Origin of the sequence: Streptomyces sp. NPDC059787, from assembly GCF_042732315.1 — a bacterium.
Lineage (GTDB): Bacteria > Actinomycetota > Actinomycetes > Streptomycetales > Streptomycetaceae > Streptomyces > Streptomyces atrovirens.
In genome coordinates this window covers 17,785-36,792 of the sequence record NZ_JBHWHX010000022.1, presented here as the reverse complement: position 1 = coordinate 36,792, position 19,008 = coordinate 17,785, and the positions used below count along the sequence as shown (strand labels likewise).

Annotated in this window: 15 protein-coding genes and 1 tRNA gene; 13 read left to right on the top strand and 3 right to left on the bottom strand. The window is 71.3% G+C overall.

Going from position 1 to position 19,008, the window contains the following annotated elements; all coding sequences use genetic code 11:
- The 7 genes from ACFV5H_RS21530 (at position 1) to ACFV5H_RS21500 (ending at position 6,468) form a co-directional block, all read left to right on the top strand.
- Positions 1–1,266, top strand: coding sequence for an MFS transporter (locus tag ACFV5H_RS21530; RefSeq protein ID WP_385046026.1), 1,266 nt, complete (start codon positions 1–3; stop codon positions 1,264–1,266).
- Positions 1,267–1,314: 48 nt separating this feature from the next.
- The gene (hppD, locus tag ACFV5H_RS21525; RefSeq protein ID WP_385196709.1) at positions 1,315–2,385 is read left to right on the top strand and encodes a 4-hydroxyphenylpyruvate dioxygenase; all 1,071 of its coding nucleotides are present in this window, start codon (positions 1,315–1,317) and stop codon (positions 2,383–2,385) included.
- The gene (locus ACFV5H_RS21520; RefSeq protein WP_385046021.1) at positions 2,385–3,494 is read left to right on the top strand and encodes an alpha-hydroxy acid oxidase; all 1,110 of its coding nucleotides are present in this window, start codon (positions 2,385–2,387) and stop codon (positions 3,492–3,494) included. Before hppD ends, ACFV5H_RS21520 begins: the two co-directional genes overlap by 1 nt.
- Complete coding sequence (locus ACFV5H_RS21515) at positions 3,488–4,780, top strand: PLP-dependent aminotransferase family protein (RefSeq protein WP_385196706.1); 1,293 nt, start codon at positions 3,488–3,490, stop codon at positions 4,778–4,780. Before ACFV5H_RS21520 ends, ACFV5H_RS21515 begins: the two co-directional genes overlap by 7 nt.
- Positions 4,761–5,501 carry a 4'-phosphopantetheinyl transferase family protein gene (locus ACFV5H_RS21510; RefSeq protein WP_385196704.1) on the top strand — a complete coding sequence of 247 codons (741 nt, stop codon included), beginning with the start codon at positions 4,761–4,763 and terminating at the stop codon, positions 5,499–5,501. Before ACFV5H_RS21515 ends, ACFV5H_RS21510 begins: the two co-directional genes overlap by 20 nt.
- Entirely contained in the window at positions 5,498–6,184 is a 687-nt protein-coding gene (locus ACFV5H_RS21505) for a hypothetical protein (RefSeq protein ID WP_385196701.1), read from the top strand. Before ACFV5H_RS21510 ends, ACFV5H_RS21505 begins: the two co-directional genes overlap by 4 nt.
- Before the next feature lie 131 nt (positions 6,185–6,315).
- Positions 6,316–6,468 (top strand): hypothetical protein, encoded by a 153-nt coding sequence (locus tag ACFV5H_RS21500; protein WP_385046011.1) that lies wholly within the window; start codon positions 6,316–6,318, stop codon positions 6,466–6,468.
- Between the two features lie 15 nt (positions 6,469–6,483).
- Here the strand turns inward: ACFV5H_RS21500 and ACFV5H_RS21495 are convergent, their stop codons facing one another.
- Entirely contained in the window at positions 6,484–9,483 is a 3,000-nt protein-coding gene (locus tag ACFV5H_RS21495) for a BTAD domain-containing putative transcriptional regulator (RefSeq protein WP_385046008.1), read from the bottom strand.
- Positions 9,484–9,825: 342 nt separating this feature from the next.
- On the opposite strand from ACFV5H_RS21495, the gene ACFV5H_RS21490 reads away from it, so the two are divergent.
- From ACFV5H_RS21490 to ACFV5H_RS21465, 6 genes are read left to right on the top strand one after another with little or no spacing between them, the layout of a single operon-like run.
- A complete protein-coding gene (locus tag ACFV5H_RS21490; protein WP_385046006.1) occupies positions 9,826–10,608 on the top strand; it encodes a hypothetical protein in 783 nt (260 codons plus the stop codon).
- Positions 10,609–10,666: 58 nt separating this feature from the next.
- The gene (locus ACFV5H_RS21485) at positions 10,667–11,881 is read left to right on the top strand and encodes an acetyl-CoA carboxylase biotin carboxylase subunit family protein (RefSeq protein WP_385196699.1); all 1,215 of its coding nucleotides are present in this window, start codon (positions 10,667–10,669) and stop codon (positions 11,879–11,881) included.
- Between the two features lie 32 nt (positions 11,882–11,913).
- On the top strand, positions 11,914–13,104 hold the full coding sequence (locus tag ACFV5H_RS21480) for a cytochrome P450 (protein WP_385046001.1): 1,191 nt from the start codon (positions 11,914–11,916) through the stop codon (positions 13,102–13,104).
- Positions 13,101–14,867, top strand: coding sequence for a non-ribosomal peptide synthetase (locus ACFV5H_RS21475; protein ID WP_385045999.1), 1,767 nt, complete (start codon positions 13,101–13,103; stop codon positions 14,865–14,867). Before ACFV5H_RS21480 ends, ACFV5H_RS21475 begins: the two co-directional genes overlap by 4 nt.
- A gap of 4 nt (positions 14,868–14,871) precedes the next feature.
- Positions 14,872–16,314 carry an AMP-binding protein gene (locus tag ACFV5H_RS21470; RefSeq protein ID WP_385045996.1) on the top strand — a complete coding sequence of 481 codons (1,443 nt, stop codon included), beginning with the start codon at positions 14,872–14,874 and terminating at the stop codon, positions 16,312–16,314.
- A complete protein-coding gene (locus ACFV5H_RS21465) occupies positions 16,311–17,288 on the top strand; it encodes an alpha/beta fold hydrolase (protein ID WP_385045993.1) in 978 nt (325 codons plus the stop codon). Before ACFV5H_RS21470 ends, ACFV5H_RS21465 begins: the two co-directional genes overlap by 4 nt.
- A gap of 735 nt (positions 17,289–18,023) precedes the next feature.
- Here ACFV5H_RS21465 and ACFV5H_RS21460 read toward each other — a convergent pair.
- Together ACFV5H_RS21460 and ACFV5H_RS21455 are read right to left on the bottom strand one after the other, a co-directional pair.
- Positions 18,024–18,097: transfer RNA gene (locus ACFV5H_RS21460), tRNA-Pro, on the bottom strand.
- A gap of 33 nt (positions 18,098–18,130) precedes the next feature.
- Positions 18,131–18,919 carry a Pr6Pr family membrane protein gene (locus ACFV5H_RS21455; protein ID WP_385196696.1) on the bottom strand — a complete coding sequence of 263 codons (789 nt, stop codon included), beginning with the start codon at positions 18,917–18,919 and terminating at the stop codon, positions 18,131–18,133.
- Positions 18,920–19,008: the final 89 nt, after the last annotated feature.

The window sequence follows — 19,008 nt, the reverse complement described above, 5'->3', positions numbered from 1 at the left end:
GTGAAGACGGAGATACTCCGCCCGCTCGCCCTGCCGGCGTTCCGGCGGGTGTGGATGGGGCAGGCCCTGAGCACCGTCGGCGACGGCATGTTCGTGGCGGCCCTGGCGGCGGCTGTGCTGGAGGACCGGTCCGGCTCCGGCCTGGGGCTGGTCCTCGGCGCGGAGAGCCTGGCCCTGGTGGTCGTCGCGCTGGGCGGAGGCGTACTGGCCGACCGGCTGCGGCGCTCCCGGCTGATGATCGCGTCCGATGTGCTCCGGCTGCTGTGCGTCATGGGCTTCGCGCTCGGGGCGGCGTCGGGACCGCTGCTGCTGGCCGTTGTGCTGGCGGCGGGCATGGGATTCGGCAGCGGCCTCTTCCGCCCCGCCCACCGCGCCCTGCTGCCCACGCTCGCTCCCGGGCTGCTGCCGCAGGCCAACGCGCTGCTGTCGGCCACCTCCCGGGTCGCGATGATCGTCGGTCCCGCCGTCGGGGGACTGCTGCTGGCGGTGAGCAGTGCCCGTACCGCCTTCTGGATCGACGTGGCCACGTTCGCCGTCAGCATCGTCGCCCTGTCGGGGATCCGGGACTCCCGCCCCCGGCGGGAGGAGCGCACGAGCGTACTGGCCGACGCCCGTGACGGATTCCGCGCGGTCCTGGACCGGCCGTGGGTGGCCGCCATCATCGGCCAGGGCACTCTTCAGCTGATCCTGGTCATGGCACCCATGCTGGTGCTGCTCCCCATCCATCTCTCCGCGCAGGGGCAGATGGCCCAGTACGGGCTGATGCTGGGGCTGCAGGCGGCAGGCTCCGCGATCGGCGGGCTCGCCGTCGGCGCCCGTCCGCCGAGCCGGCCCGGCACCGTGGGAGTGCTGGGACTGGGACTGGGCGCGGTCCAGCTCGTCTGCATGATGACGGGGGCGCCGATCCCGTTGCTGGGCTTCTCCGTCCTCCTCACCGGACTGGGATACGGCCTCTTCGGAGTCCTGTGGGCCAGCGCGCTGCAGCGCTCCGTCCCGGACGAGTTGCTGGGCCGGGTGTTCGCGGTGGAGATGCTCGGCACCTACGCCCTGGAGCCCGTAGGCCTCGCGCTGGCTCCCCTGGCGGCCGACCTGCTCGGACTGCGGGCCGTTCTGGCGGTAGCGCTCGTCGCGCTCGCCGTCACCACCGTCGTGCCGCTGTTCGTCCCGGGGGTGCGGGCCTTTGCCGACCCCGCTCCCGCCGCCCCCGTAAAGACCGAGGACTCCAGGCAGTCGGAACCCCGGGTCGGCAACACGGCCGACAGCTGAACCGAACGTGAACCGATCGCGAACCGATCGTCGAAGAAGGGAACGACCATGGAGATGTACGGGATCGACCACCTGGAATTCTTCGTCTCCGACCTCGAGCGGAGCCTGGAGATCTTCCGGGACGGCTACGGATTCCAGGCCCTGGCCGCCACGTCGCCGGCGGAGGACGACCTCACCGGCCGCCGGTCCGTCCTGCTCCGGCACGGCGGCGCCCGTGTCGTGGTGACCGCCGCGACACGGGCGGACAGCGAGGTCGCCGCGTTCGTCGCCGAGCACGGGGACTGCGTACGCGACATCGCGCTCAGGGTGGACGACGTGGCGGCCGCCTGCGAGGCCGCGGCGGCCGGCGGAGCGGTCCTGGTGGCCGCCCCGTCCACCCGCGGCGACATCACGTCCGCGACCGTCGCCGGTGTCGAGACGCTCCGCCACACCTTTCTCTCGGGAACCGGCACGGACGGCCTGCTGCCCGGCTTCCACCCGATCCAGGGCGGGCCCGCGGCCGCCGGTCCGATCGAGGAGATCGACCACGTGGCGATCTGCCTGCCGGGCGGCACGCTCACCCGGACGGAGGACTTCTACCGCGACGTCCTGGGACTGCGGCGCACGTTCGTCGAGACCATCGAGGTCGGGGACCAGGTCATGGAGTCGCTGGTGCTCCAGGGCGGCACGGGGGACACGGTCACCTTCACCCTGGTGGCGCCGGACTGCGCGGAGGGCCAGCTCGTCGATTTCCTCCGGGCCTGCGGCGGCGGGGGCGTCCAGCACGTGGCGTTCCGCTGTGACGACGTCGTCGGCGCGGTGCGGACCATGGCGGCGCGCGGCGTGGGATTCCTGTCGACACCGGCCACGTACTACGACGAACTCCCCGCCCGGCTGGGGTACTCCGCGCGGGACGCGGCCGTCCTCGCCGATCTGGGCATCCTCGGAGACCGGGACCACTGGGGCGATCTGCTGCAGATCTTCACCGCCTCGCCGTTCGCCAACCGGGCGGTCTTCTTCGAGCTCATCGAGCGACGCAACGCACGGACGTTCGGCAGCGCCAACATCCGGGCGCTGTACGAGGCGGCCGAGCGCCTGCGCGCCGACGCGCTCGCCCCGGCCGGCGGGAGGAGTGCGTAGTGGTACCCATTCATTCCGGTCCCGTGGTGGTGGACGAGCTGGAACGGACCGCCGAGGCCGTCCTGCCGCGGTCCGTCACGGACTTCGTCCGCGGCGGCGCGGGGGACGAGCTGACCCTGGGCTGGGAACGGGAGGCGTTCGGGGAGTACGCCCTGCGGCCCCGGGTGCTCGGTGGCGTCGACCGGCCCGACCTCTCCACGACGATGCTCGGCAGCCGTGTCTCGTTGCCGGTGGCGGTGGCCCCCATGGCCTACCAGCGGCTGGTGCACCCGGCCGGGGAACGGGCGGCCACCGAGGCCGCAGGGCGGGCCGGGGCGCTCACGGTCGTCCCCATGCTGTCGAGCGTGTGTCTCGAAGAGGTGGCCGCCGAGGCCGCCGGGCCCCTGTGGTTCCAGCTCTACCCCCTGCGGGACCGGGAGGTCGTCGCCGACCTGGCCCGTCGCGCCGAGCGGGCCGGCTGTCAGGCCCTGGTGCTGACCGCGGACGCTCCGCGCCTCGGTACCCGGCGCCGCGACCTGCGCAACGGGTTCGCGCTGCCGCCCGGGGTGGAACCGGTGAACCTGCCGCGCCGGGTCGGCACGGTGGCCGGAGTGGACGGGGCGGGCGAGTCGGCGATAGCCCTGCACGCCGAGGCCACGCATGACGCCACCTTCGGCTGGGAGGACCTCGCCCGGCTGTGCGACCTGACCGCGCTGCCGGTCGTCGTCAAGGGGGTCCTGTGTGCCGAGGACGCCCGCCGGGCGGTCGACATGGGCGCCCAGGGCGTCATCGTCTCCTCGCACGGCGGCCGGCAGCTGGACCGCGCGGTGCCGTCGCTGCATGCCCTGCCCGAGGTGGCCGAGGCGGTGGGCGACCGCTGCGAGGTCTATCTCGACGGTGGGGTACGTCATGGCACGGACGTCCTGATCGCCGCGGCGCTCGGTGCGCGGGCCGTGTTCACCGGGCGCCCGCTGCTCTGGGCGCTCGCCGCCGGCGGCGCGGACGCGGCCGCCGGCCTGTTCGCCCGGCTGCGCGGCGAACTGGAGGAGGCCATGGTGTTGACCGGCCGGGCGGACCTGACCGACCTGGACGGGCTGCTCCGGCCGAGGAGAAGGGACTGGGCATGCTGACCACCGCCGATCTGCACCCTTCGCTCAGCGAGCCGGGGCTGACCGTCATGACCTTCCTCAACGAGGCGACGGCCCGTTACCCGCAGGCCGTCTCCTTCGCCTCGGGCCGCCCGCACGAGCGGTTCCTGGAACTCAAGTCCCTGCAGACGTATCTGGACCGCTTCCTGGAACATCTGCGCACCGAGCGCGGTCTCGGGGAGGACGCCGTCACCACCGAACTGCTCCAGTACGGGGCGACCTCGGGAATCATCCGCGAACTGATCGCCGCCATGCTCCACACCGACGAGCGGGTGTCGGTGGACCCGCGGTCCGTGGTGATGACCACCGGCTGTCAGGAGGCGCTGGTGATCACCCTGCGTGCCCTGTTCGGCAGGCCGGACGACGTCCTCCTCGTCGCCTCGCCCTGCTACGCGGGGATCACGGGCGCCGCTCTGCTCCTGGGCGTCCAGGTCGAGCACGTGCCGGAGGGCGAGCGGGGGCTGGAACCCGAACAGGTCCGCACCGCCGTGCGGCGCCTGCTGGGGGAGGGCCGGCGGCCGCGCGCCCTGTACGTCGTACCGGAGGGAGCCAATCCGGGCGGCACGTCCCTCGGACACGACGCACGGGAGGAACTCATCGCCCTCGCCGACGAGTACGACCTCCTGCTGATCGAGGACCACGCCTATGCCGTGTTCGCCCCCGAGACCAGCCCTCCTTCCCTCAAGGCCCTGGACCGCGACGGGGCGCGGGTCGTCCACATCGGTACCTTCTCCAAGTCCGGCTTCCCCGGCCTGCGCCTGGGGTACGTCGTCGCGGACCAGGAGCTCCACGACGGCACGGGATCCACGCGGCTCCTGGCGGACGCCCTGGCCGACGTGAAGAGCATGGTCACCGTGAACACCTCGCCCCTCACCCAGGCGATCGCCGGGGGCATGCTGCTGAGCTGTGGATTCAGTCTTCGCCGGGCCAACGCCGAAGCGGCAGGTTTCTACCGGGAGAACCTGGCCACCGCCCACCGCGAGCTGACCCGCGCGTTCGGCGCGCCGGATGAGGCGGTCTCCTGGAACACGCCCGAGAGCGGCTTCTTCATGGTGGTCTCGGTGCCCTTCGAGGCGGACGACGAGGCACTGGAGCGGTCCGCGCGCGACTACCGGGTGCTGTGGACACCCATGCGCTACTTCCAGCCCACGGGCGGAGAGCGCAGGCTGCGGCTGTCCCTCAGCTACCTGACCCCCGAAGAGATCCGGACCGGCATCGGCCGGCTCGCCGCATTCATCGAGGACGAGCGTGTACGACAGACCACGTGAAGACGACGGAACGTGCCACATCTGGTGGACCGCCGTGCACGGCGTGGCCGGCAGCCGGCGCCATCTGCTGTCCGCGGTCGAACGGGAACGGGCCGACGCCCTGAAGCAGACCGCCGACCAGGATCGCTTCGTCGCGGGCCGGGCCTTGCTGCGTACCCTCGCGGCCGATCTGCTCGGGACGACCGCGAGCCGTGTGATCGTGGGTTCGTCCTGCCCCGACTGCCCCCGCCCGCACGGCAAGCCGACCCTTCCGGGCACACCGTGGGAGACCTCCGTCTCCCACTCGGGTGACCTGGTCGCCGTGGCGCTCTCCACCGCCGGGCCGGTGGGGGTGGACGTCGAGCGGATCGACGAGGCACTCGTACCGGGGGAACTGCGGCCGCAGGTCCTCTCCCCGGCAGAGGCGGCCGTCCACCCGCACGACACACCCCGGTCCTTCTTCCGCACCTGGACCCGCAAGGAGGCGGTGCTCAAGGCGACGGGGACGGGCCTGCGCGTCCCCATGTCCGGGATGACGGTCACCGCGCCGGATGCCCCTCCCGTCGTGACGTCGTTCCAGGACCGGCCGGAACTGGTCGGCCGGATCCGGATGGCGGACCTGGATCCCGCACCCGGCTACGCGGCGTCCGTCGCGGTGATCTCCGCCGTGCCCGTGGCGTACGCGGACCACGGGATCACCGGGCTCGACCTCCTCACGCCGTCCGGGGCGGCAGCCCGGTGAACGCCGACCGCACCACGCGGCGGGTGCTGATGGTCATGCCCGGGCCCGCGCTCGTACGGGCGGCGGTGGCCGCCGGTTTCGAGGTCTGGGCGGTGGCGGACGCGGTGTTCCTGGCACCGGAGCTCCTGCACCGGGCCGGCCTGGAGCCGCACCGGCTGCTTCCGGGCTGCCCCACCGATTCCGTCGCCCTCCGCGCACTGCTGGAACACACCGCGGAAGCGCACGGGATCGACCGGCTCCTCTACGCCGAGGGCGAGGTGCGCGACATGCTCCGCCCCGTCCTCGGGGCCGAACCCGCGGACCGGGCGGCGGCACGGGCCCAGCGCGTGGTCCGTGACCTCTCCCGGAAGCTGGGCAGGCCGGCCTGCGACCTGCCGGGGACCGCGATGCTGCGTCGGCTCCTCGAGCAGGGCGGGTACCCGGGCCCCCATCTGGACGCCGAGATGCCGACGGGGCCCCGGTTCCGGGTGCGGACACTGACCGTCGACGGAATGCACCTCGTCGTGGACATCGCCGCGCGGGAACCGGCGGCCCGGACGGCCTCGCCGGCCGAGACGGAGCGGGCCGGGATCCGGGCGACGGTGCGGGCCCTGCTGGACCTGGCGGAATACGAGCACGGGAGTGTCCGGACGGAGGTGATACTCGCCTCGCGCGGGTGTCATGTCGCCGGTGTGACGCTGTGACCGGCACGTTCCTCTTCGCGGTATGGACACGGGAACGTTCCGGGAGCGGCTTGCGGAATCGTCACGGACGTCGAACGGGCAACGCGCCGCACGGCGCCGTAACCGCCCGCACATCACAGGGGAGTCGAAGCATGCGCACCAAGCTGGTCGGACTGGCAGGAATCATCGCGGCTGTCGCCCTGACGCTCGGTCTGGGCGCGACCGCGCAGTCCGGCACGGTCGGGCAGTCGGGCGCGCAGCACGTCGTCGCGGACAACAAGGGGCCGGCGACCGTCGAGCGGTGACCTTCCGGGCCCTGGTCAGTAACCGCGGCCGGTCGCCGGAAGCTCCATGCGGTCGAACAGCTCGGTTGCCGCAGCTCGGCTCCTTCCGGCCGCTGCGGCGTCACCGAGTCCTTCGGCCGCCCGTGCCAGACCCAGGTGCGCCGATGCTTCCTCCGAACGGAAACTGATGGCCGACGCCAGTGCGAGCGCGTGGGCGTGCAGCGCCATGGCCGACGCGTACTGCCCCTGGGTGGTGTGCAGTCGGCCGAGGATGTTCTCGGTCCTCGCCTGGCGGACCGGTGTACCGCCCGACCGTGCGAGGGTCCGGGCACGCTCGGCCAGCCCCGCCACCGCGGCGCTGTCGCCGAGACGGTGCGCCACCTCGGCGGACAACGCGACGACCAGGGCGACGTCCCCCTGCGGCACGCTTTCGTCGCACTTCCCGAGGGCCCGGTTCAGACTCGTCCCGGCATCCGCGTACTGGCCCATACCCAGCTGGGCGAAGGCCAGATCGGCCAGAGCCATGGTTTCGTTCACGGGGTCGGCGGTGCCACGCTCCAGTTCGAGGGCCTGGCGGGCGGCTGCCGCCGCCTCCGGGTAACGGCCCCAACGCGCGTAGAGCGAGCTGAGGTTCGTCTGGGTCTCCGCCTCCGAACGCGGGGTGCCCAGTTCCCTGGCCAGTCTGATGGCTCGTTTCAGCAGGGGCAGCGCTTCGTTGTACCGCCCCAGCATCGACATCAGCAGGCCGAGGGTGGACTCGCTGTGCGCCTCCGCGTCCCGATCGCCGAGGCGCACGGCGATCGCGCGTCCCTCACGGGCCACGGTGATGCCCTCCTCGAAGGAGCCGAGCTTCCAGCAGGCCACGCCCAGACTGGACAGGCTGATGCTCAGGAGGACCGGGTCGTCGAGCCGGCGTGCGGCCCGGACGGCGAGGCGGCCGAACGTCCGGAACTCCTCGAAGTACCCGCCCGCGTTCAGATGGAAGGCGAGATTGCGGACCAGCCAGCCGGTGTGCCGGTCGTGGCCGAGCCGGTCGGCCAGGTCCACGGCCGCCAGGAGCCCTCGGTGCTCACGGCCGAACCAGAGCCGTGCGGATTTCTCCTCCAGCAATTCCGGAAGCTCGCCCTCATAAGGGGTGATCCCGTGGGAGCGGGCCGCGCGGCCGGGGAACAGCACGTCGCACGCCACGTCGGTGGCCGTCACGTAGTAGCGGAGCAGCTGTACGAGAGCGCCCGCGTCGGTCCGTTCCGTCGTCGGTCCGCACCGGCTCTGGGCGAAGCTGCGCACCAGGTCGTGGAAGGTGTACTGGCCCAGGTCCGGTTGCTGGAGCAGGTGCACGTCGAGCAACAGCTCCAGGATGTCCTCGGCGTCCCGGACGCCGACGCCGAGCAGTGCGGCCGCCGAGTGTGCGTCGATGGTGGCACTCGGGTGCAGGGCGAGGACGCGGAACGCGGAGCGGTGCCGCTCGTCCATCGCCAGGTACGACAGCTGCAGGGTGGCCGAGACACTGCGGTCGCCCGAGCTCAGCTCGTCCATCCTGCGGCTCTCGTCCAGCAGTCGCTCGACCAGATGCCGCACGGTCCACCGCGGCCGGTTGCGCAGCCGGGCGGTGGCGATCCGCAGTGCCAGGGGAAGATGGCCGCACAGTTCGGCCAGTTCCGCGACGGCCTCCGGTTCGGCCGCCACCCGGGCCGCGCCCAGTGTCCGGGCCACCAGCGTGGCGCTGTCCTCGGGAGGCATCAGCCCCAGGGAGATCCACTCGACACCGTCCAGGTCGAGCAGCCGGACCCGGCTGGTGACGAGCACCAGGCAGCCCGGGGGAGCCGCCAGCAGGGGGATGACCTGAGCGGCGTCGGAGGCGTTGTCGAGCAGGAGCAGCATGCGGCGTCCCGCCAGTGAGGCCCGCCATGCCGCGGTGCGGCCGGGCAGGTCCTCGGGAATGCGCTCGCTCGGGGTGCCGAACGCCCGCAGCAGCATGTCCAGCGCCGTCGAGGCCGAGACGGGGGACTGCTCGCCGGGCGTGAACCCGCGCAGGTCCACATAGAGCTGCCCGTCCGGGAACTCCGCCGTGAGCTGGTGGGCGGCCCGTACCGCGAGCGACGTCTTTCCCGTACCGCCCATTCCGTCGATGGCCACCACCCGGGCGCTGTGTTCGTCCGGCCAGCTCTCGGCCCGCACCCGGTCGAGCAGGAAGGCCAGTTCCCTGTCCCGGCCAGTGAAGTCCGGCAGGGCGTACGGCAGTGTGCAGACCGGTCCGCGCCGTCCGGCGGACGCCTCGACGGGGACGGAGGGCCGGCCTTGCGGGGCGGCCAGCTCGGTGCTCTCCCGCAGGATCCCCTCGTGCAGCTTGACCAGCTGGGGTCCGGGGTCGACACCGAGCTCCTCGACGAGCAGCTCGCGTACCTTCCCGTACTCCTCCAGGGCGTCGGCCTGCCGGCCCGAGCGGTACAGGGCGAGCATCAGCTGGCCGCGCAGCTTCTCCCGGAGGGGGTGCGCGTCGACGAGGGCTCGCAGGCCGGCGACGAGTTCGCTGCTCGCGCCGAGTCCCAGACGCAGGTCGTGCAACTGCTCGACCGCGGCGAGGCGGCGTTCCTCCAACGCGGTTGCCGCACGGTCGACCACGGGGCCGCCCGCACCCGCGAGGACAGGGCCCTGCCACAGGTCGAGTGCGTTCTGCAGCTCGGAACAGGCGTCGTCCGGCCGGCCGTCGGCCACGGCCTGGTCAGCCGCCTGGATGCGCGCGTCGAAGTCGAGGAGGTCCAGGGTGCCGGTCGATGTGAGCACCCGGTACCCGGGGCCGTCGGTGCTGATCACCTCCCCGCCGGACGGCAGGCGCCGCCGCAGGTCGGCGACGGCCTTGCGCACCTGGTGCGCTGCGGTCGCGGGCGGAGTCTCCCCCCAGGCGGCCTCGACCAGCCGTGTAACCGGAACCACCCGTCCCGGGTCGAGGAGCAGCGTGGCCAGGACCCGCTCCTGGATGGTGCCGCCAAGCCGCACCCGTTCGCCGCCGGCCCACACTTCGAGTGGTCCGAGCACGTGGAACCGGAGCTCCCCTGCGGACGGATTCCTGTCTTCTCCCAAGGTTTCGGTTGTCATCGATCGCATTCCCCCCATGCCCAAAACCCGAGGTGGAGGGCTTGGCCTGGGGATCATAAGTCATCGGCCGTATAGATCAACAGTGTTCACTTCGGGCCGCGGTGAGAGGTATCGGCAGGTCACCGTTCCGTTGTCGGGAGTGAGACAGGACCGGGACGGGAAGCGCCGCACGGACCATCGTCACGGCACTGCGAGGAAGCCCCGGCAGGTCGTCGCCGGCAGGTCTGAACGTGCTGCCGTCCAATGTGCTGCCGGAATCTCATGGAAGGGCTGGCTTGAGCCATGGTTGACCCGTCAAGGCAGTCGTCGACTCTCGACATCATCGACTATCCGGGGCGCCGTCCGGAGGCGTACGTCGCCGACCTGAAGTTGGAGCACGAGGGATTCGGCACGCGTTACCTGCTGAACCACCACGGCGGTGCCGACACCACCGCGGCGTCCTACGCGGAGGCCCTGTTCGGCGAGGGACCGCCGGAGGGCGGACGGGTGTCCGCCGTGCTCGGTTACTGCGCCTCGAGCGGCGTCGCCGCCCACTACGCGGAGGTCGTGGCCCGGGAGACGGGCGAAACGCCGCTCCTCATCTGCTTCGACGCCAGCCCCTGCACCCTCGGCGACATCGAGGACTGCTACCTGACCGCGGTCCGGCAGATCGAGGAGGACGCGCCCGGGCCGGCGGATCCCCCACTGGACGTCATGGAGCTGGCGGACCGGCCCCACCTGCTCGTCGACGCGGTACGAGCAGACCTGGTGCGCCGCATGGTCCGCGGGCTGGCCGCCGACGGCGTCACCGACGACGACGTTGCCGGCCTTGTCGCCCAGACGGTCGACGGAACCCACATCACCTGGATCCGTCATCTGCTGGCCTGCGGCGACGCCGGACCCGCCGTGCGGACGCGGCGCACGGTGAGCGTCGTCTCCCGGGGGCACACCGAGGCTCCGGAATGGCTGTGCGGCGAGGGCGTTCGCACGGTACGCATCGACTGCGACCGGGCCGATCTGCTCCGTCATCCGGACACCAGGTCCGCTGTGCTCGGCCTTCTCCGGGGGGAGGGCGTCCGTGCGTGAGTCGGAACGGCCGGAAAGGCCTGTGCGGAAGACGCCGAGAATAGCCGTGGTCCATGACGTGGGATCCGCCGGGATCACGGACATCGTGACCGCCCTGGAGGAATTCGCGGTCCCTGTCTTCGTCTGTCCGGAATCCGAGCACGAGGAGCCTGCCACCGATCTGATGACGGAGTTCGGTGTCCTCTGTGACATCCGGGGAATGGAATTCACCGACGCGGTCGAGCACCTCCGGCGCCTGAACCCCGACGGCATCGTGACGTTCAGCGACTACCAGCTCGACCTGACGTCCAGGCTGGCGGCGGAACTCGGTCTGCCCTTCCACAGCCCTGCCGTGGTGCGGGCACTGACCCGCAAGTCCGTGCAGCGGCAGTTGCTCAATGACCACGGCGCGTCGGCGGTCGCCACCGAACTGGTCACCGGCCGGCTCTCGCTGCTCGACGCCTTCGCCCGGATCGGAGGGCCCGCGGTGCTGAAGCCGGACACCGGCACCGGCAGCCGCAGCACCTACCGGATCCTTGACGCGCACGACGCGGAACGCGCCGCAGCGGACGTCTTCCCGGACGACGGGTGCGCCCCGTCCGAGCCGTTCGTGCTCGAGGCGGAGATCGCCGCGTCACCCGCGGAGGGCCCTTGGGGCGACTACGTCTCCGTCGACTCCGCCGTCTTCCACGACCGGATCGAACATGTGGCGGTCCTCGGGAAGTTCCCGCTGGCCAAGCCCTTCCGAGAGACGGGTTCCTTCTTCCCGGCGGATGTGCCGCCGGACACCGCCGCCGCGGTGACCTCTCTCGTGTCGCGGGCCGTCCGTGCTCTGGGCGTCCGTCACGGGATCTGCCACACCGAGGTGAAGCTGTCCCCTGACGGGCCGCAGGCCATCGAGGTCAACGGGCGCCTGGGCGGACGGGTCAACGAACTGGTGCAGAAGGCGGGCGGCCCCAGCCTGGTGCGGATCGCGGTGCAACTCGCCCTCGGCGGGCCGGACACGCCCCGCCTGGTGGACGCGTGGGATCCCGGCCGCGTCACCTTCCTCTACGCGAAGCCCCCACCCGCCGGGGCGAAGCGCCTGTGCGCCGTGCGCGGGGTGGAACGGCTGCGGGACAGGGCGGAGATCTCCCTGGTGACCGCGGAATACGAGGAAGGGGCGACGCTCGACTGGCGCCTGGGCAGGCTGGCGAACGTCTACGTGTGCTACGGCGGCGTGGACACGCACGCACAGCTGGCCCGGCTCGTTCCGGAGATCGACCGGACCGTCTCCCTGAGTTTCGAGTACTGAGCGCGTTCCCCGCGAGTGAGGAAAGTTGATCCGTGTCCAGCGCCTGTCCCTACGCGCACGCGGCCGTCGTCCAGCCCGATCCCTGTGCGGACTACCTGACGTTGAAGGAAGTCCCGCCCGTCCACCGGGACGAGGTGCTGGGGGTCTGGTTCATCACCGGGACCGAACAGGTCGGTGAACTGATCCGGCATCCGGCGCTGTCGTCCGCCTGGCCGGAACGCGGCCGTACCGTCCTGCACGACCCGGCCGAAACGGTGGACCCGGGCGGTCGCACCGCCGACAGCGTGCGCCGCTGGTTCATGTTCAACGACGGCACGCGCCACAGGGTCCTGCGTGGTCTCGTCGCTCCGCTCTTCTCCGCCGGCCGACTCGCCCTCCTGCACCCGTTCGTCGAAGAACAGGTCGACGACCTGCTGGCCGGACGGCACAGCCGTATCGACGTCATGGCCGACCTGGCCGTCCCGCTGTCCAGCAGGGTGATCTGCCGGGTGCTGGGTCTTCCCGCCGACATCGCCCCACGGCTGGAGGGCTGGTCCCAGGACATCGCGGCGCTGCTCGTCGCGGACTACCTCCCGGAGGTGTCCCGTCGCGGAGACCTGGCACTGAGCCAGATCGAGCACGCCGTCACCACGGCCCTGGAGAGTCCCGACCTCCCACCCGACAGCGGTCTCGCCGTGCTGAGGAAGGCCAGGGAGAGCGGTGAGACGGACGAGGCCGACATCGTGGCCGTCGCGGGACTCATCGTCTACGCCGGGTTCGAGACCACGTCGACTTTCATCGGCAGGGCACTGCGTTCCGTCCTGCACGCCGGCGCATGGCGGGAGCTGCGGATCGCGGACCCGGCTGCCGCGGTGGAGGAACTCCTCAGGTTCGACACCTCGGTGCGGCAGGTGGCCCGTGTCGCAACGGCGCCCGTCACCATCGAGGGACAGCGCATCGAGGCCGGCGACCTGGTCCTGCTCATGCTGGGGGCCGCCAACCGCGACCCCGGCGTCTTCGCCGACCCCGACGCTCTCCGGCTGGACCGCAGGATCAAGAAGCATCTGGCCTTCGGCCAGGGGCAGCACTACTGCCTGGGCGCGGGACTGGCGCGCATGGAGGCCCGGATCGTCATCGAAAAGATCTCCCGGGCATGGCAGGACGTGAGGCTGGTCGAATCCCCGACGACAAGGCTCCACTTCGGAATCCCGGTGCTGGAACGGCTTGAGCTGGAAGTGTCATGAACCACAGAAGCAACCCCCTGGCAGCGGACCGCCCCGAACGGCGGACCGTGCAACGCCTCATGGAGCAGTTGGCCCGACGCGCTCCCCACGAACCGGCCGTCGAATGTGGAAAGGAACGGCTCACCTTCGGGGAGCTGTGGGACCGATCCGCCGAGGTGGCGGCAAGCGTGAGAGACATGGCGGGCCACGCACCCGGTGGGATCGTCGCCACTCTCTTCACCCGCGGGATTCCCGGCGTGGTGGCGCAGCTCGGCATCTGGCGGGCGGAATGCGCCTACCTTCCGCTGGACCCGTCGCTGCCCGACGACCGGATCCGCACGGTCCTCTCCGGCGCCGGGCAGCTGGGCGTCGTCGCCGAACCCGAGCAGCGCCGGAGGATCCCGGATCCAGACGGCACGGGCGTGAGCACCCCGGCTTCTCCATCTCCGTACGGCGGTGCCGGCGACGCCGGCCGGGCGGGCGGTGCCGCCGCCTACGTGATCTACACCTCCGGCTCCACCGGCACCCCCAAGGGAGTCGCCGTCGGCCACCACAGCCTGGTCAACCTGATCGACTGGCACCATCGGACCTACGGTACGGGCCCCGGAGTCAGGGTCGGCGCCGTCGCCGGTCTGGGGTTCGACGCCTCGGTGTGGGAGGTGTGGTCGACCCTCGCGAACGGTGCCACGCTGGTGCTCCCGGAAATCGGTGTCGACACGGCCGACATCACCGCGATCGCCGGGTACATCGAGGCCTGCGCCATCGAGCAGTGCTTCCTCAGCACCCCTCTGGCGGAGCAGTTCTTCGCCCTGGACGGCATACCGGGATCGCTGAGGATCATGACGACCGGCGGTGACAGGCTCCGGCTGCATCCGCCTGCCGACTTCCCCGTGGCGGTCTTCAACCATTACGGCCCGACCGAGTCCACGGTGGTCACCACCGCCGGGAACGACCTGCGCCATGCGCCCCGGACCGGCCTGCCTGCCATAGGCCGCCCGATCACCAACGCCACGGTGCGGCTGACCGACCCCGCCGGCCGTGTCGTCGTCGCTCCGGGCGAAGAGGGCGAACTGTGGGTCGGCGGCGAGGTCCTCGCCCTCGGGTACCACCGCGACGAGGCTCTGACGGCCGAACGCTTCGTGCGCGGGGCGGACGGCTCCACCTGGTACCGCACCGGGGACCTCTGCCGCTGGGACGAAGCCGGCGAGCTCGAGTTCGTCGAGCGGCGCGACGGACAGGTCAGCCTGCGCGGCTACCGCGTCGAACTCGCCGAGGTCGAGCAGACGGCGCTGGACGTGCCCGGCGTCGAGCAGGCGGCGGCGACGGTCCTCCCCGGCCCGGACGGCGACCCGGCGCTGCTCCTCTTCCACTGCGGGACGGCACGGGAGGACGGAGTCCGCGCCGCTCTCGCCCGGAGACTCCCGGCCTACATGGTGCCCAACGCCATTCACCACGTTGAGAGGATCCCTTTGAACACCAACGGAAAGATCGACCGCGGCGCCCTGCCCGCGGCCCTTCTCACCGCCCCGCCCGCTGACACGCCGATGACCGGGGGAACCACCCTGGAGCGCATGGCGGACATCTGGGCCCAGTACCTCGGTCACCGTCCCGACGCCCGGGACGACTTCTTCACCATCGGCGGCCATTCCATCAGGGCCGCCCGGGTGACCGCCGAGGTCCGCAAGCAGTTCGCCGTGAACATCGGGCTCACCGTGCTCTTCGGCAACCCCGTACTGGCCGACTACGCGAGCCGTGTGGACGAGCTGGTGCGGGAAGGGGCCTAGCGTCATGCGGACCATATGGGACGTCGTCCACGAACAGGCGCGGCGTGATCCGGAGGCCACGGCGGCAGTGGCCGAGCAACGGTACTCGTACCGCGAACTGGTCGGGCACGCGGCCGGGCTGTCCGAGGTCATCGGGCGCCGGGTCGAACGGGGCTCATTGGTGGCGCTCGACCTGGACAGTCCGCTCAGCGGCGCCGTGGCGATCCTCGCCGCCGCACGCGCCGGCTGCCCGGTGCTACCGCTGAACCGGCAGAGCCCTCCGGAGCACCGGGGGAGGATCCTGACGGACGCCCGCCCGTCGCTCGTCGTGCGCGCGACCGCGGAATGCGCCTTCGAAGTGACCGAACCGGAGTACGTGCCCGAGGCCGACGGTGCGCCGGATGCCGACGGTGCGATGGCCGATGTGGCCTACGTCCTCTACACGTCCGGATCCACCGGCGCGCCCAAGGGCGTCATGGTCGGTCACACGGCGCTGCTCGACCGTCTGTCCGGCCTCGCCCGCACCCCCGGCCTCACGGCCGGGGAATCCATGGTCGCGATGACGTCGCTCTCCTTCGACATCTCCATGGCCGAGATGCTCCTTCCGCTCACGGTCGGCGCCCGGCTTCTGGTGGCCCCCGCCGACGCACGACTCGACCCCGACGTGTTCGTCGACTTCCTGGACGCACACGCGCCGGACGTGGTGCAGGCGACCCCGAGCTTCTGGCGGCTGGTGACCACGGGCACCTGGAGCGGGGCGCCCGGCAGCCGCGTCTGGTGCGGGGGCGAGGCCCTCACCCCGGCCCTGGCGCGGCAGCTCGTACCCGCCTGCAAGGAGTTGTGGAACCTGTACGGTCCCACGGAGGCCACCATCTGGGCGACCGCCGCTCTGATCGGCGCCGACGGCCCGATCACGCTGGGTTCCCCTCTCCCGGACACGTTCGCCTGTCTGGACACCGAGGGCCACGGAGGTACGGATGAGGGCGAGATCCTGCTCTACGGCGCCGGACTCGCGAAGGGATATCTGCGACGCCCCCGGCTGACGAGCGAACGCTTCTGTCACCACCGAACGCCGCACGGCCGAACTCTCGTCTACCGGACCGGGGACCGGGCACGTCGGAACACCGACGGTTCGTTGGTGTTCCTCGGCCGTGACGACGGTCAGATCAAGCTGCGCGGTCACCGCATCGAACTCGGGGAGATCGAGTCCGTCCTGGAGGAACACCCCGACGTCTCCCAAGCGGTTGCCCTCCTGTGCGACGGCGACCGCCCCGACCGAGCCTTCATCACGGTGTTCGTGGTCGCGGCCGCGGAGCGGACGTGTGAGGCGGCGGTCAAGGAATGGCTGCGGGACCGCCTTCCCCCCAGCCACACGCCGGCCCGCGTCAGCGTGTTGCCGGATCTTCCCCGGACTGCCGCCGGGAAGGTCGACCGCATGGCCCTGGCCGGTGGGGAGGCAGTCCGGTGAACCGCACCGTGCCACTGGAAGGAACCTACCGGGACATCGTCTCGGAAGCGTGGCTGAGAACGCTGGAGATCCAGTCCGCGCGCGACGACCAGAATTTCTTCGACGCGGGGGGAAACTCCGCCCTGCTGGTCCAGTTGCAGCGTTCTCTCACGGCCGGACTGGGTTTCAAGGTTCCTCTCCAGGAAATATTTCAGCACCCCACCATCGCAGGACTTTCCCGACGCGTCGAGGCGCTGATTCCCTCGCCGGCGCCGGTCGGCGAGCAGGAGATCAACCTTTACTGCCTGCCTTATGCCGGTTGTTCCGCGCGTGTTTTTGACAGCTGGAAGGCGTGCGCTCCTGAATTCCTCAATGTCATTCCGGTCGAGCTGCCGGGGCGCGGATCGCGGTGCACGGACAGCCCGGTTTCCGACCTGTCCGGACTCCTGGACGACCTGTCCTCCGCGATCGATGCCGAGGGTCACGTCCCCTACGTCGTCTTCGGCCACAGTTTTGGGGCGATCATCGCCTATGAGCTCGGGAGAAGGGTGATCGCGGACGGCCGTCCGGGGCCGAGCTCCCTGGTGGTGTCCGCCTGCAGGCCCCCACACCTGGCGACTCCCGAGGTGCCTGTCTTCGACCGCCCGGACCGCGATTTCCGCAAACGGCTGCTGGAACTGCGCGGAACACCCCCGGAGCTGCTGGAGAACGACGAACTCATGGAGCTCTACATTCCGGTCATCCGTGCCGATTACTCCATACTCGACAATTATCGCCCGACCGGCTCTGCCGACCTGGGCTGCCCAATTGTCGCCCTCTATGGCAGTGCGGACGACGATGCCGACGGAGCCGTCATGGAGCAGTGGAGTGCGTACACCCGGTCCTCGTTCGTGAAGTACGAGGTTCCTGGCGATCATTTCTTCCTGCACTCTGCCGGGCAGGAGATCGTGAGTCGCATCGCGTCGGAGAATCCGATCGGAATACCGTCTGCTTGACGCTTCGTACCGGACAAGGACTTCCTGGGGCGACGTGCAGTCGCCCGCCGTGCCGTGGTGCGGACACCACGGCACGGCGGGACCCGCCGGGCTGCCGCGCTGCCCCGGCACCCGGTGGCTCACCGCCGGTGCGAGGAGCCGCCCGTCCGGCCGTATCCGGCTTGCGTCACGCGACGGCCCGGGTGAGAGCGCGGGGGGACCGTGGCCTGCGTACCGAGCTTCGGTGAGGACGGCTGCGCGGGCGAGCCGCTCGGCCTCGTCGAGGATGCGGTTCTTTCTCGGCCCGTTGTCGACGTAGCGGGCACTGAGCCGAGGAGTCCCGGTCGCCTGCGACGAGGGAGGCTTTCGTCCCGGCGGAAGCGCGCCACCTGGCGGCGCAGGCGGAGTGAGGTCGCCGGCGTCATGCCGGTCCGTACCGGCCGGCCGCACGGCGCACCCCGCAGACGGAGTCGCCAGGTCCTGACGCTTCCTTGCGGAGTCGTCGAGGCGGATCACATGCCGGCCGTGAATGCCGCTGAAGACCTTCGCCTCGGCCTGCCATGTCCTGCTCACCGCTCATGGCCGAGGGAGAACTGTCCTCGGCGACGGTAACGGCAGGCTCTGACGACGAGGGAAGCCCGATGCCGGGAGCCCGGATTCCGAAGGTGGCTCCCGAACGACTCCCAAGAGCCCCAGGAAACGGGCCAGGGACCCGACCCGCGATGCGGATCAGGCCCCTGACCTGTTACTTCACTGTCGGGGTGGCGGGATTTGAACCCACGACCTCTTCGTCCCGAACGAAGCGCGCTGCCAAGCTGCGCTACACCCCGATCGTCGCTGCTCTCGCGGCGACGACGTTTACTTTAGCCCACTGGGGGCCCGAGACGAAATCCGGTTTTCGGGCGGTGGCGGACCGGGTCCGGGCGGGTGTGGTCCAGGGCCACGAGGAGGACGGCCAGGGCGTAGAGGGCGAGGCCCAGGAGGAGGGCGTTGGCGAGGACGTTCCTGTAGCCGTGCCGGGCGACGTCGAGGAAGGGGTGGAGGTAGCGGGTGGGGGAGCCGGGGAGGAGTTCGCCCCGGGCCAGGGTGAAGGCCAGGTAGGCCAGGGGGTACAGCAGCCAGGTGGCGGCCTGGCGGAGGCGGGTGCGGGCCGGCGGGGTGAGGAGGAGCCAGTCCAGCAGCGCGGCGACGGGGAGCACCGTGTGCAGGGTGTGGGCGGCGAGCGGCTCCAGCCAGGCTGCCGCCCCGGCGGTGCCGTCCGTCATCGAGAAGCGCGGGGGCGCGTCCGCCAGGAGGATGTGGTGGACCAGGGACGCCGTGATCACGTACAGCAGGGCCGCTCCCGTGATCGCGCCCGGCAGGGGGTGGCGGGCGCTCCAGGCGCGGCGGGCCGAGGCGAGCGTGACCAGGGCCAGCAGGGCCGCGCTCTGGACCGCGAAGTGGCTCAGGACCCGGGCCGGGCCGCCGAGGAGGGTCTCCAGCACCACCGCCCCCGCCGCCAGCAGCGCCAGGACCAGGCGGTACGCCGCTGTCAGCGGGCGGCGTACCAGGGGTACGACGGCTCTGGCGGGGGCGAAGAGGGCGGCCGACACCGGATGCGTCCGCGGCAGGGCGGGGATGTCCGGGAGGTCCCTGGGTATCGGGGCGGTCATGCACCCCAGCGTGGGCGGATGCCCGGTACGGGGCGATGTGGGTGGGCCGGACGGGTGATCTCAGGCCCGGCTGAGGCGGGTGGTCCCGG

Coding starts and splice junctions, on each gene's coding strand:
- ACFV5H_RS21515 (WP_385196706.1), top strand. CDS start 3,488: ATGCTGACCACCGCCGATCTGCACCCTTCGCTCAGCGAGCCGGGGCTG.
- ACFV5H_RS21475 (WP_385045999.1), top strand. CDS start 13,101: ATGAACCACAGAAGCAACCCCCTGGCAGCGGACCGCCCCGAACGGCGG.
- ACFV5H_RS21455 (WP_385196696.1), bottom strand. CDS start 18,919: ATGACCGCCCCGATACCCAGGGACCTCCCGGACATCCCCGCCCTGCCG.
- ACFV5H_RS21470 (WP_385045996.1), top strand. CDS start 14,872: ATGCGGACCATATGGGACGTCGTCCACGAACAGGCGCGGCGTGATCCG.
- ACFV5H_RS21500 (WP_385046011.1), top strand. CDS start 6,316: ATGCGCACCAAGCTGGTCGGACTGGCAGGAATCATCGCGGCTGTCGCC.
- ACFV5H_RS21490 (WP_385046006.1), top strand. CDS start 9,826: ATGGTTGACCCGTCAAGGCAGTCGTCGACTCTCGACATCATCGACTAT.
- hppD (WP_385196709.1), top strand. CDS start 1,315: ATGGAGATGTACGGGATCGACCACCTGGAATTCTTCGTCTCCGACCTC.